Source organism: Curtobacterium sp. AB7 (assembly GCF_044909335.1).
Classification (GTDB): Bacteria; Actinomycetota; Actinomycetes; order Actinomycetales; family Microbacteriaceae; genus Curtobacterium.
The window spans coordinates 333,359-345,257 of the sequence record NZ_JBIYED010000003.1 but is presented as its reverse complement, the minus strand read 5'-3'; the positions used below and the strand labels follow the sequence as shown (position 1 = coordinate 345,257).

The 11,899-nt window shown below is 70.3% G+C and carries 10 protein-coding genes; 3 read left to right on the top strand and 7 right to left on the bottom strand.

Going from position 1 to position 11,899, the window contains the following annotated elements:
- Window positions 1-103: 103 nt before the first annotated feature.
- Window positions 104-475, bottom strand: a complete 372-nt coding sequence (locus tag ABH929_RS10130; RefSeq protein ID WP_404561089.1) for a hypothetical protein — start codon at window positions 473-475, stop codon at window positions 104-106.
- An 18-nt stretch (window positions 476-493) separates the two neighbouring features.
- On the bottom strand, window positions 494-1,093 hold the full coding sequence (locus ABH929_RS10125) for a TMEM175 family protein (protein ID WP_263091830.1): 600 nt from the start codon (window positions 1,091-1,093) through the stop codon (window positions 494-496).
- 47 nt (window positions 1,094-1,140) lie between these two features.
- Here ABH929_RS10125 and ABH929_RS10120 point away from each other — a divergent pair, with 47 nt between their 5' ends.
- On the top strand, window positions 1,141-1,371 hold the full coding sequence (locus ABH929_RS10120) for a DUF1653 domain-containing protein (RefSeq protein WP_263091828.1): 231 nt from the start codon (window positions 1,141-1,143) through the stop codon (window positions 1,369-1,371).
- On the opposite strand, the gene ABH929_RS10115 is transcribed toward ABH929_RS10120, so the two are convergent.
- Genes ABH929_RS10115 through ABH929_RS10105 form a run of 3 tightly spaced genes read right to left on the bottom strand, consistent with a single transcriptional unit; the run spans window position 1,368 to window position 5,805 of the window.
- Window positions 1,368-2,723 carry a hypothetical protein gene (locus ABH929_RS10115; RefSeq protein ID WP_263091827.1) on the bottom strand — a complete coding sequence of 452 codons (1,356 nt, stop codon included), beginning with the start codon at window positions 2,721-2,723 and terminating at the stop codon, window positions 1,368-1,370. The genes ABH929_RS10120 and ABH929_RS10115 overlap by 4 nt on opposite strands.
- Window positions 2,720-3,433: an ABC transporter ATP-binding protein gene (locus ABH929_RS10110; protein WP_263091826.1), complete on the bottom strand. Its 714-nt coding sequence runs from the start codon at window positions 3,431-3,433 to the stop codon at window positions 2,720-2,722. The genes ABH929_RS10115 and ABH929_RS10110 overlap by 4 nt, the downstream gene beginning before the upstream one ends.
- Window positions 3,430-5,805 (bottom strand): phosphotransferase, encoded by a 2,376-nt coding sequence (locus ABH929_RS10105; RefSeq protein WP_404561087.1) that lies wholly within the window; start codon window positions 5,803-5,805, stop codon window positions 3,430-3,432. The genes ABH929_RS10110 and ABH929_RS10105 overlap by 4 nt, the downstream gene beginning before the upstream one ends.
- Before the next feature lie 296 nt (window positions 5,806-6,101).
- On the opposite strand from ABH929_RS10105, the gene ABH929_RS10100 reads away from it, so the two are divergent.
- On the top strand, window positions 6,102-9,596 hold the full coding sequence (locus tag ABH929_RS10100; protein ID WP_263091824.1) for a TM0106 family RecB-like putative nuclease: 3,495 nt from the start codon (window positions 6,102-6,104) through the stop codon (window positions 9,594-9,596).
- 83 nt (window positions 9,597-9,679) lie between these two features.
- Window positions 9,680-10,543, top strand: a complete 864-nt coding sequence (locus ABH929_RS10095; RefSeq protein WP_404561085.1) for a nuclease-related domain-containing protein — start codon at window positions 9,680-9,682, stop codon at window positions 10,541-10,543.
- A gap of 90 nt (window positions 10,544-10,633) precedes the next feature.
- Here ABH929_RS10095 and ABH929_RS10090 read toward each other — a convergent pair whose 3' ends face one another.
- Both ABH929_RS10090 and ABH929_RS10085 read right to left on the bottom strand, forming a co-directional pair.
- On the bottom strand, window positions 10,634-11,059 hold the full coding sequence (locus ABH929_RS10090) for an SseB family protein (RefSeq protein ID WP_404561084.1): 426 nt from the start codon (window positions 11,057-11,059) through the stop codon (window positions 10,634-10,636).
- A gap of 16 nt (window positions 11,060-11,075) precedes the next feature.
- The gene (locus ABH929_RS10085; protein ID WP_263091820.1) at window positions 11,076-11,879 is read right to left on the bottom strand and encodes an SDR family oxidoreductase; all 804 of its coding nucleotides are present in this window, start codon (window positions 11,877-11,879) and stop codon (window positions 11,076-11,078) included.
- Between the last annotated feature and the right edge of the window lie 20 nt (window positions 11,880-11,899).

Genomic DNA, 11,899 nt, shown 5'->3' with positions numbered 1-11,899 from the left:
CGTCGTTCTGGTGCGTCGGGGGCGAACGTGACCGAACGTGACGGTCTCGGGGCACGAGGCCGTTGGCTCGTTCGCTGTCGCAGCGTCGCCGTCGGCGTCGTCGTCAGAGCGCGGTGCGCGCCTGGTCGATCCGCTCGATGAACGCCCGGACGCCCCAGATGACGAACGTCAGCCGCTGCCCGTCCTGCAGGACGACCTGCACCTGCCGCGAGACGTTGCGCGAGGTGTCGTGGAGCTCGGCGATCGAGTCGAGCGGGATGCCGAACGTCGGCCGGACGACGTTGAACGGGTGCGCGCGGAACCAGAGGACCGCGGGGGTCAGGGTGAGGCGGCCTCCAGCGGCTTCGTGGCGGCGCATCCCGAACCGGCCGGGTGCTGCGATCGAACGGACGAGGCCGGCCTCCGCTGCCGCGTCGTCGATGACGAAGTTCGCGTTCTTGCGTGCCAGCACGGTCTCCGCGTCCCCCAGGCCCATGCGCTGACCGTACCGTGCTCAGACACGGCGTAGCAGTCGGGCGACGGTGCCCTGCAGCACGAGGAGCAGCGCCCAGAGCAGGCCGATGTTCGGGAACACCACCGAGAGGATCAGGGCGAGCGACAGCAGGCCGGCGGCGATGAGTCCCCGCGCCGAGTCGCCCAGCGGTGTGGCGAGCAACTCCGGATTCCGGCGCAGCACGAGTTCGATGCCGGTGAGCGCCAGGCTCGTCACGACCATGCTGCCGAGGTACAGCGCGTGCGCCACCCGGTCGTCGTTCTCGCCGCTGTTGAGCAGGTTCGCGGCGAAGGGCAGGAACACGATGCTGATGAGCCACACGAAGTTCAACTGCATGACCCGGGCGTTGTAGGAGCGGACGTGCTCGAACACCTGGTGGTGGAGGATCCAGAACCGCGAGATCAACCAGAACGTGATGAGGAACTCGAGCAGGGCGGGCCAGTGCGCTCTGAGCAGGTCGCCCGCGCCCTCGCCGTCGCGCAGGTCGCTGGCGATGTCGACCAGCGGCAGGATCAGGAGCGTGATCGCGATGGCGACGGTGGCGTCCGAGAAGTTGACGAGTCGGTCGAGGCCGCGGTCCGTTCGAGCGTGCTCGTTCATGGCCCGAGTGTAGGAGCGCTCTGCCGCCCGGCCCTAGCATCGCGGGTGTGAGCGACGACGTGACTCCTGGCCGGTACCGACACTTCAAGGGCAACGACTACGAGGTGCTGCTCGTCGCCCGTGACGTCGAGACCGAGGAACCGGTGGTCGTCTACCAGGCGCTGTACGGCGAGCGGGGGCACTGGGTCCGCACGCTGGCTGACTTCACGGCGCACGTGACGCGCGACGGGTACGACGGGCCGCGGTTCGTGCCGGTCTCCAACGGTCAGCTGCGCTAGGCGCCCCCGCGACGGCGGCCCCGACGGCTGTGGAGCACGACGCCGACGAGCTCGCTACTCACGAACACCGCCGCAGTGCCGAGCGTCGCCGTGAGAGCGGAGACGAGTGGCACGGTCGGGTCGATGGCCGAGAGCCACGAGGCATCCACGCCGGTCGCGATCGCGACCAGTGCCACGCCGAGGGCCGCACCGAGCCCGATCAGGGAACCGCTTGCGCCGATCGCGACGGCTGCCACGGAGAGTGTGGTGGTGGTGCCGGCCCGGGTGCAACCGATGCGCCTGAGCGCGGCGAGGTCGGTGCCGGTCCCGCGGCTCTGTGCGAGCGCCGAACCCACCGATGCTGCGGCAGCGATGCAGAGCGCCGGACCGAGTGTGAGCCCGAGTTCGACCAGGCCGGCTCCGGCTCGCTCGCTCGCCAGGCTGTCCGCAACGGTTGCTGTCATGGTCCTCGTGACCGTCAACCCGACCCCGGCTGCGACCAGCGTCGTGAGCGCGCCGAACAACCCGATTCGGGCTCGGGCCAGGCAGAGTCCGATGAACGGCGAGAGTGGACCGGAACGCAGGAGGCGAGCGGCGCTCCCGACCATGGACTGGGATGCGTCCGAGGCGACGATGGCTGCCGCGCCGACGAGCCCGAAGCCAGCGGCGGACATCACGATGAGCGGACCGTCGGACGAGTCGAGCACGGTCAGGCGGCTGGCAGCTGTCTCGTCCCCGGCGCCGCTGACCATGCTCAGCAGGTGCGGCGCGAATGCAACTGCGAGTACCGTGGGCACCAGGAACAACGCCGCCACAGCGAACGCGCTCGCCGCCCTCCAGGCACGACCGGACCGGACGACGGCGAACCGGCCAGCTCGGACCCTACTCCACCAACCTGCTGCACAGACGACCGCGAGCAGACACGTGATCACACCGCTCGGGACGCCGCCTGATGGAGGAGCCGTCACGCCGAGGACGTCCGCCAGGCCGACGACCCAGCTCGTCCGAAGCCGTTGTGCGACCACGACCGCGAACAGCACGGCGACGACCGCTGCGGAGGAGACGACCACGGCTCCGAACGTCCAGAACGTCGTCCAGCTCGTGCCCAGTGCTCGAAGGCAGCGCGTTTCCGGCAGCAGCGAGACCGCGAGTCCCCGGGCCGACACGAACGAAGCGACAGTCGAGCTGAGCGCCGTGAGTTGCATGACCGCTTCGAGTGCTCGTGCGGTGTCCGGGTGGGCGCCCGCGAGATCGAGCCCGCCGCCGACCACCACCCCGAGCCCGAGCACGGCGGCGACCACCGTGATCACGAACCCGAGCGCCGGACGGGGATCAGCGCGAACGGTGCGAGCCAGAGCGAGGAGCGCGATCACGAGGGCACCGTCATGAGGCGGCGGACCTGCTGCTCGGTCGGACGATCGAGCAGCGCTGTCGTCCGGCCGTCGACCAGCTGAACGATCCGGTCGGCGTCCGCTGCCAGCTGGAAGTCGTGGGTGACGGCGACCACTGTCCTGCCCGAGGTCGCCGCGCTCCGGAGGACTCCACGGACGAGCCCGGCATTCGAGTCGTCCAGCGCCGTGGTCGGTTCGTCGCAGGCAAGCATCGCCGTACCGGCTGCGCACGCTCGCGCGAGGGCGACTCGCCTCCGCTGCCCGCCCGACAGGTGCTGTACCGGCGTTCGCCGAACGTCACGGTCGAGGTTGAGCGCCGCGCACACCCGTTCCGCGAACGATCGGTCGATCCTGCGAGCGAGTCGTTGACCGAGCAGGACGTTGTCGTCGACCGACAGCGCATCGATGAGGTCGTCACCTTGTCGTGCTGCGGCGAACACCCGCGCTCGCAACCGTGCTCTGGCAGAGTCCGTGGCAGGGTGCATGCGCGTGCCGCCGAGCAGGACCGAGCCGGTGGCTGGCACTTCGATTCCCGTCGTCAGGTCGAGCAGAGTCGACTTGCCGGCTCCGGACGGTCCGACGATGGCGGTCAGGCTGCCGGGCTCGGCGCGGAAGCTCACGTCGCTGATGATCCTGCGGCCGTCCGGACGGATCGAGCGTGCCGAGATCCCGAGGACGGAGAGCGCGATCATCGGTGTCCGCCGCGGAGGAACGACGGAACATCCTGCTGCACGTCGCGACCACGTTCGAAGTCCTCGATCGCGGCCAAGGCGGTGAGGACGCCTGCTCCGCCATGCCCCCAACCGTCGTCGACTGCTCGGAGATGCTGGTCTGGGTAGGCGACCCCGTCGGGAGTCTGGAGGCGGTGCAGCGCGAAACGCCGACGGTGTTCGTTCAAGCGCTCGCCGACGGACTCGGCATCGAACGGTGCGATCCCGAGCTCGCCGACGTCGACGAGGAAGTGGACCAGTCCTGCACGTCCGTCGAGCAGACCCGGATGCGCGGTGAACTCCGGCGACGCTGCTTCGGCTACGCCGTGGAGCACCGGCAGGAGGTCCTGGTCGGTCGTCGCGCGGAACACCTGTACGAGCGCGACCCCGACGCCGGCGGAGCCGGACCCGAGGAAGGGCACGAGTCGGCCGCTGTGACGGAGCTGCCGGCCCCACCCTTGTCGATGCTCCAGGCGCTGCGCGTCGATCTCCAGCATGCGTCGGGAGGCCTCGACGGCCGCGTCGTCTCCGTGCAAGCGTCCGTACAGCGCCAGGAACAACGCGATGCCGGACGGTCCGTTGCGGAGTCCGGCCGGCAGGTGCCGGGAGCGGTTGTCGTCGCGGCTGAACTCCGTGAGACGTCCCGCGATCACGTCCACGGTGTCCCGGTGGACGCCCGGTGTCGGCGCGCTGAGGAGCGCGAGGCCGATCCCCGCGAGCCCGTCCTCGAGATCGACGCGCAGCATGCCGAGGACCTCGTCCCGCAGTCGGGCGAGGAACGCCGGCGTTGTCCTGCCCAGGAGCACCTCGGAAGCCCGGCCGGAGAACAGGCCCGCGCCTGAGGACGCCTGGCTCGAGAGAGGACCCGGGGGAGTCCTCGTGTCGGGCTCAGACCGTCGCAGCGCAAGTGCGAGGCCGTCCGCTCCGCGCTCGAGGCCGGGCCGGTGCGCCGACCCGGGCGCTTCCCTCCGCGATCTGATCGCGTCCCGGAGCTCGGCAACACCGGGTGGCGTCGTTCGCGCAGTGTTCCCGTCCGGCAGGGCAACGCATCGACCGAAGACGACACGCAGTGCGTCCACTGGCGCGGTCGGGAACCAGACCCGGGCTGCGGCGAGGACTTCATCGATCTTCCCGGGGTCCAGTGGGAAGAGCGACGTGAGGGGAACGAGTGCGGCGAGGTGCAGGCATGCGATCGAGAACAGATCTCGGTCTGGCCCACGGACCGCGTTCGGCGCGCTGAAACCCGGCGTCGCTGGCACGATGGTCCCGGGTGGGTCGCCGACCGTGCACGACTCGAAGTCGATCAGCCGCGCGGCCGACGGAGATTCCACGAGCACGTTCCGTGGCGAGATGTCACCGTGGACGGCTCCGAGCGTGTGCAGCCTCTCGGCTTCGCGCTCGATCGCCCGCACGACGTGGTGGACGCTCGCTGCGTGTTCGTCGAGCGCCGTGCGGTCGGCCTCGGCGGCGGTGAGCGGGTTCTGCGACATGACTGCGCGGTTGAACGGTGTGCCCGGCAGCCGTTCGCTCATCATGAACGCCGAACCTCCGGAGCGGAACGTACCGTAGACGCGCGGTGCCACCCCTGAACGTTCCAAGTGGCGAAGGGCCTCGAACTCGTCTTCGACGCGACCAGCAGCGTCGCGCCCGGCGTGTTCTCCGACGTGCTCGCGTCCTTCCTTGAGGACCACTTCGCCGTGCGCGTCGTGCAACGCTCGGTACACACCGCCAGCGTTGGAGAACGAGTACGCGCCGGAGACGCGCATCCGTGAGAGCGGCTCGTCGGCTCCAGCTGATCGAAGCCGTTCGGCCACGACCCAGTTCGGCAGCTCGACCCAGTCGGGCGGGTCGAACACGACCCCTCGTCGGTCCGGCACGAGGGCGCCGCTCGGATCTCGGATGGCAGGCATGCCGTCCCAGTCGGAGAGCGAACGGAACGCTCCGTAGCGCACGTGCACCACGGAGTTCCGCCACTGGAGGTCGCCGAGGATCCGCGGCCCGCAGCAGTCGTGGAGGACCGCAGCCAGATGGTCGAGCAGCGCTTCGTCGACCGCGGACGCAGGAGGGTAGATCGTCACGAACTTCCCACTGCTCGTGCGAGGCGCATCCTTGGCGTTGGCACGTTCGAGGACCGTCCGGTCCGTCAGGTACTTGAATGACCATCCTGCGGTCCTGCAGAACTCGGCAGCCAGCGATCGAACCCGCTCGGCATCCTGCAGGCGAGCCGACAAGTGGATCTTCCAGCCCTGGTCGGGCGGTGCCCCGACCGGCTGACCGAAGCGCGTCCAATCGAGGTCGCTCGTGATCCGCCAGTCCGCCCAGTCGCCGCTCAAGCGCGCCCACCCGATACCCATGCCGAGATGGTGGCAGCGGAGTGTTTGACATGTCAAACGCAACGTGTGTACGTTCACGATCGTCAACTCACCGACGAAAGGACGACGACGATGAACGCTCATGATCTCCAGGCAATCGAGGCCGACGCGCCCGAGGAAGGCGGTCACATCCTGCTCTCCTCCATCAGCCTCTTCATCTGCTGGTAATCCGAGTTCGCAGAGGAACGGGTCGGACCCTGACGGGGCCGACCCGTTCCCGTTCGGGTGTCGGCGCTCGCCCCTAGGCTTTCAGCGCACCGGAGAACAAGGGGGAACGCATGCAGATCGGCGTCGACGGGCACGTGCTGCTCAGCCCGAGTGACATGAGCACGTGGTCGGCCTGCGAGTGGGCGTTCCTGCGCCGGCTCGACGTCAAGCTCGGTCGCGGGGAACCCCTGTCCGAGGCGCACGACGACATGCTCGAGCGCACCGCCCGCCTGGGGGACCAGCACGAGCTCGACTACCTCGACATCCTCAAGCAGACCCGGAACGTCGTCGAGTTCGACCGCCCCGCCCCGCCGGACTACGCACGCGCCGCAGCCGAAGCGCGACAGGCCTTCGCCGACGGCGCCGACGTCCTGTACCAGCCGACGTTCCACGCGGCACCCACGGCGGACAGCCCGGGCTTCATCGGCTTCGCGGACTTCATCATCCGCAATGACCGGGGCGAGTACGAGGTCTACGACACCAAGCTCGCCCGGCACGCCAAGATCAGCGCCCTGTTGCAGCTCGCCGCCTACGCCGAGCAGATGCAGGCACACGGCATCCCCACCGGGGCGCAGGTGCACCTGGTGCTCGGTGACCGGACGACGACCACGCACGACCTTGCCGACATCGCGCCGGTGTACCGCACGCAGCGCGCCGAACTGCAGCGGGTCATCGCCGAGCGCATCGCCGCCGACGAGCCGCTGCGGTGGGGTGACCCGCGCTACTCGTCGTGTGGCCGCTGCGCCGTCTGCTCGACCCAGGTGGCCGAGCACCGCGACCTCGTCCTCGTCGCCGGCATGCGCCTTGACCAGCGGGCGAAGCTCATCAAGCACGAGGTGCGGACGATCGACGACCTGGCGGTCCGCACCCGGGCAGTGCCGGGCTTGCCCCGCGCGACGCAGGATCGGCTGGTGCGCCAGGCGGGCCTCCAGATCGAGACGGAGACCGCCCGACGGAACGGCGCCGACGGGCCGGACCAGCCCGCGAAGCCGCGCTTCGAGGTCCTCGATGCCCGCGCGCTCGATGCGATCCCGGCGCCGGATCCCGGCGACGTGTTCTTCGACTTCGAAGGCGACCCGCTGCACACCGAGGACGGCGTGCACTGGGGCCTCGACTACCTGTTCGGCCTGGTCGACGACCGCGCGGAGTTCACCGCGTTCTGGGCACACACGATCCGCGACGAGCGAGTTGCGCTGGAGCAGTTCCTCGCCTTCATCGAGGAACGCCGGCAGCAGTACCCCGGCATGCACATCTACCATTACGCGGCCTACGAGCGGACGCACCTGCTGTCGCTCGCCGCCCGGCACGGGGTCGGTGAAGAGGCCGTCGACGACCTGCTGCGCGCTGGCGTCCTGGTCGACCTGTACCCGATCGTCCGCAAGGCCCTGGTCGTCGGCAGCCACAGCTACTCGATCAAGAAGCTCGAGCCGCTGTACATGGGCGACGACCTGCGGCTCAGCGATGTGACGAACGCGGCCGACAGCATCACCGCCTACGTCGACGCGATCGAGGAGCTCCGGAACGGAGACCCCGTCGCCGGCCAGCACATGCTCGACGAGGTCGCCGACTACAACGCCTACGACTGCCGCTCGACCCTGCGGCTGCGTGACTGGCTCCGCTCCCTGCGCACCGACGACCCGGACGCAGCGGATCCGGCACTCGAGCTCGACGTCCCGCCGATCCCCGTCGAGCGCGAGCCGAACCCGGTGTACGTCGCGCTCGCGTCGCACCTGGAGGACGTCGACGCCCTCGACCGCACGCCCGACGAGACCGCGTTGGCGCTCGCCGCAGCAGCGATCGACTACCACCGGCGCGAGGCGAAGACCTTCTGGCAGGACCACTTCGACCGCCTGCGCAACCCGGTCGACGACTGGGCCGACACCCGTGACGTGCTCGTCGTGGAGCGTGCGTCCGTCGAGCGGGACTGGGACACGCTGCCGCGTGCCCGCTCGCAGTCGCGAGAACTCCGGTTGTCGGGGACGCTCGCGCCCGGTTCGCGGCTCCGGCCGGGAGGCACGCCCCACCTCGTCTACGACGACCCGCTTCCGCCTTCGGTCGTGTCTCCGGGCCCCGGGTCGAAGGGCGCGTCGTCGCGCGCCGTGATCGTGGACGTGTGGGACAACGGCGACGCCGTCGAGGTGCTCGTGAAGGAGGGGCTGCCCGTCGGGGCGGAGCCGCACCACGAGTTCCCGGTCGTGCTCGCGCCCTCGGCACCGCCCCGGGCGAAGCCGCAGCCCGAGGCGATCGCCGAGTGGGGGCAGCAGGTCCTCGACGAGCTGCCCTCGATGGTGTCGGACCCGGCCTTCGACCTGCTGCGCCGGGTGCCGCCACGCGGTGCGATCGTGCCCGTGCAGGGCGACGACACGGTGTCCGCCGTGGTGGCGACGCTGCTCGGCCTCGACCACTCGTACCTGGCGATCCAGGGGCCTCCCGGCACGGGCAAGACCTACGTCGGGTCGAACGTCGTCGCACGGCTCGTCCGCGAGTACGGCTGGCGGGTCGGCGTCGTCGGGCAGTCCCACGCGACCTCCGAGAACTTCCTGTCCTCGGTCGTGAACGCCGGCGTGCCCGCGGACCGGGTCGTGAAGGTGCCGAAGTCCGGTGCGACCGAGGACGAACTCGACGCGGCCGCGTGGACGCCCGTGAAGAACGGTGCTGCGGTCGCCGCGTTCCTGTCATCGTGCGAGGCCTCCGGCACCGGTGGTGTCGTCGGCGGGACCGCATGGACGTTCGCGAACGCGTCGACGATCGAGCGCCGGTCGCTCGACCTGCTCGTCGTCGACGAAGCCGGGCAGTTCTCGCTCGCACCGACGATCGCGTCCTCGATCGCCGCGACCCGACTCCTGCTGTTGGGGGACCCGCAGCAGCTCCCGCAGGTGTCCCAGGGCTCGCACCCGGAGCCCGTCGACGAGTCGGCGCTGGGCTGGCTGGCGGACGGCGAGCACGTCCTGCCGCCGGAGTTCGGCTACTTCCTGGCCCGCACCCGGCGGATGGAGCCGGCGCTGACCGAGTCCGTGTCGGCGCTGTCCTACGACGGGCAGCTCGCGTCGATGGTGTCCGGTCGGCACCTCGACGGCATCGACGCGGGCGTGCACCCCGTGCCGGTCGTGCACGCGGGCAACACGACCTCGTCACCGGAGGAAGCCGCCCGCGTGGTGGCCCTCGTCGGCGATGTCGTCGGGCGGACCTGGACCGACGGCGACTCCACCAGGTCGTTGACCGACGAGGACGTCATCGTCGTCGCCCCGTACAACGCGCAGGGTGCCCTGATCCGTCAGGAGCTCGATCGTGCAGGCTTCACCGGCACCCAGGTCGGCACGGTCGACCTGTTCCAGGGCCGCGAGGCCGTGGTGTCGATCGTGTCCCTGGCGGCGTCGAGCGCAGCCGACATCCCTCGCGGGCTCGACTTCCTGCTCATGCCGAACCGGCTGAACGTGGCGCTGTCGCGGGCGAAGTGGGCGGCGTACCTCGTGCACTCGCCCGCACTGACCACCGGACTGCCGCCGTCGATCGCCGGGCTGTCGCTGCTGTCCCGCTTCATCGAGCTCGTCGAGCCCGCTCGCTGACGGCCGCGCCGGCCGCGCCGCCGTCACTGTGACGCCAGAACGAGGGCTGGTCCCGACACCTGTCGTCCTGGGACGGTGGACCCATGGGGGAGAACACCGCTGTCGCCGACCACCGCCCGACTCCGAGGGGCGGGGCCGCGCTGACGCTCCGTGCACGGAAGCCCGGGTACGCGGTCATGCAGGAGTGCCTGGCCATCCAGGCTGAGGGGCCGGCGCGAACCGGCTGGCAGCGCTTCTGGGGGCACGACCCGCTTCGTGACGAGGCCCGCTCGTGGTTCAAGGGCGCTGTCGGAGAACGGCAGGTCGCCGCCCAGCTCGATGCGCTCGGCCCCGAGTTCACGGTGCTGCACGCGGTACCGGTCGGGACGAGCATGACGGACATCGACCACGTCGTCGTCGGACCCACCGGCGTGTTCTCGATCAACACCAAGAACCATTCGGGGCAGAAGGTGTGGGTCGGCGGCCGGATGCTGACCGTGAACGGGCAGCGGACACCGCACGTGCACCGCGCCCTCGCCGAGGGGGAACGAGCGACTCGCCTGTTGTCCGCCGCAGCCGGCGGACCGATCCCGGTGCAGCCCCTCCTGGTCGTCGCAGCGGGAACGCTGCAGTTCGGGAAGACGGCACCGGCCGTCGTGACGGTCGCGCCCCGTCAGATCGGCGCCTGGATCAGGGATCTGCCGCGAGTCCACTCCGACGAAGCCGTCCGATTCCTGTCGATGCTGGCCGAGGAACGCGGGACCTGGCACGTCGAGGCTGTGGTGGTGAACGACACCCTTCGCCACGTCCAGCGGTTCGAACGGCTCGAGCGGGAGATCGGCCTGGCGGCGCGGCGGAACCGGATGATGCGTCGCGCCGTCGCGGTCGCCGTGCTGGCAGTCCCGGCAGGAGCGCTGCTGGGCTACTGGTGGGCGATCGCCGGTGCTGCTCTGACCGCGAGCAGCTGAGCAGCAGCCGACCTGCCCGGCGTTTGATTGGTATGCCTGTTCAAGCGTGCGCCATGCGGCGGCGGCGTGCCATGCCTGACGCGGCGCGACTCAGTCGTCGGCCGTCGGGACGCCACCCTGCATCTGCACCCGCATCTGGGCGAGGACGTCGGCGTGCAGGAAGTTCGCCGCCTCGGCGCTCGTCGGGTCGACCACGATGCCGAACTCCTCGGGCAGCGCGGTCACGAGCTCGGACATCGGCACCGGACGCCCATCGGCGTCGGGCAGACCGGCGGCGAGTTCGTCGGGGTCGGTGAAGACGGGCACGAACGGCTTGTCGCGGATCATGACGTGTGCGACGCTGCCGGCCTCCGCTGTACCCGCCGGCTTCCACGGGACCCACGCCGCGCTGCGCAGGAAGCCCGCCGGCGAGGCTGCCATCCGGCGGCGGAGTTCGGCGGCCGCGGTCGGCGGGGCCTTGTCGACGCCTCGGCCGAAGGCGGATCCGTTCGTCTGGTCGTTGCTCACGCCAGCCATGCTGTCACGGTGCGGCTCAGTACGCGGCCGACTGCCCACCGTCGATCGGGACGACCGTCGCGTTGACGTAGGACGCGTCGTCGGACAGCAGGAACGCGACGACGGCGGCGATCTCGGGGGCCTCGCCGTAGCGCTTCGTCGGGTTGACCTGGATGAACTCCTCGGCGGCCTTCCGGGGGTTCTCCGCGTCGAGCTGCTTCATCGAGTTCTCGACCATCGGGGTCCAGATGGCGCCGGGGGCGATGGCGTTGATGCGGATGCCGTAGCGGCCGTACTCCACCGCCGAGTTGCGGGTCAGGCCGACGACGCCGTGCTTGGCGGCGGCGTACCCGGACTGGTTGCCGATGCCGCGGATGCCGCCGACGCTCGCGGTGTTGACGACCATGCCGGAGCCCTGCTCACGCATGACCTTGAGGACCTTCTCGAGGCCGAGGAACACGCCACGCAGGTTGATCGACAGGACCTTGTCGAACTCGGCGGCGGTGAAGGACTCCGTGGGGTTCTGCTTGCCCTCGATGCCGGCGTTGTTGAAGAAGCCGTCGATGCGCCCGAAGCGCTCGGTGGTGGCGGTGACGTAGGCGTCGACCTGGGCCTCGTCGGAGACGTCGGCAACGGTCGTCAGGACCTGGGCGGCGGGGGTGGCCTCGAGCACGGCGGACTTCGTCGCCTCGAGTCCCTGCTCGGAGACGTCGACGAGGGAGAGCGCAGCGCCCTCGGCGGCCAGACGGACGGCGGTGGCGCGACCGAGGCCGGAGCCGCCGCCGGTGATGAGGACGACTCGGTCGGCGAAGCGGGACGTGACGGAGTTGGTTTCGGGCATGGGGAGGCCTCCTGGGGTCT

Excerpts from the sequence above, each read along its gene's own strand:
- ABH929_RS10130 (WP_404561089.1), bottom strand. The coding sequence starts at position 475 with ATGGGCCTGGGGGACGCGGAGACCGTGCTGGCACGCAAGAACGCGAAC.
- ABH929_RS10125 (WP_263091830.1), bottom strand. The coding sequence starts at position 1,093 with ATGAACGAGCACGCTCGAACGGACCGCGGCCTCGACCGACTCGTCAAC.
- ABH929_RS10110 (WP_263091826.1), bottom strand. The coding sequence starts at position 3,433 with ATGATCGCGCTCTCCGTCCTCGGGATCTCGGCACGCTCGATCCGTCCG.
- ABH929_RS10105 (WP_404561087.1), bottom strand. The coding sequence starts at position 5,805 with ATGGGTATCGGGTGGGCGCGCTTGAGCGGCGACTGGGCGGACTGGCGG.
- ABH929_RS10100 (WP_263091824.1), top strand. The coding sequence starts at position 6,102 with ATGCAGATCGGCGTCGACGGGCACGTGCTGCTCAGCCCGAGTGACATG.
- ABH929_RS10095 (WP_404561085.1), top strand. The coding sequence starts at position 9,680 with ATGGGGGAGAACACCGCTGTCGCCGACCACCGCCCGACTCCGAGGGGC.
- ABH929_RS10090 (WP_404561084.1), bottom strand. The coding sequence starts at position 11,059 with ATGGCTGGCGTGAGCAACGACCAGACGAACGGATCCGCCTTCGGCCGA.
- ABH929_RS10085 (WP_263091820.1), bottom strand. The coding sequence starts at position 11,879 with ATGCCCGAAACCAACTCCGTCACGTCCCGCTTCGCCGACCGAGTCGTC.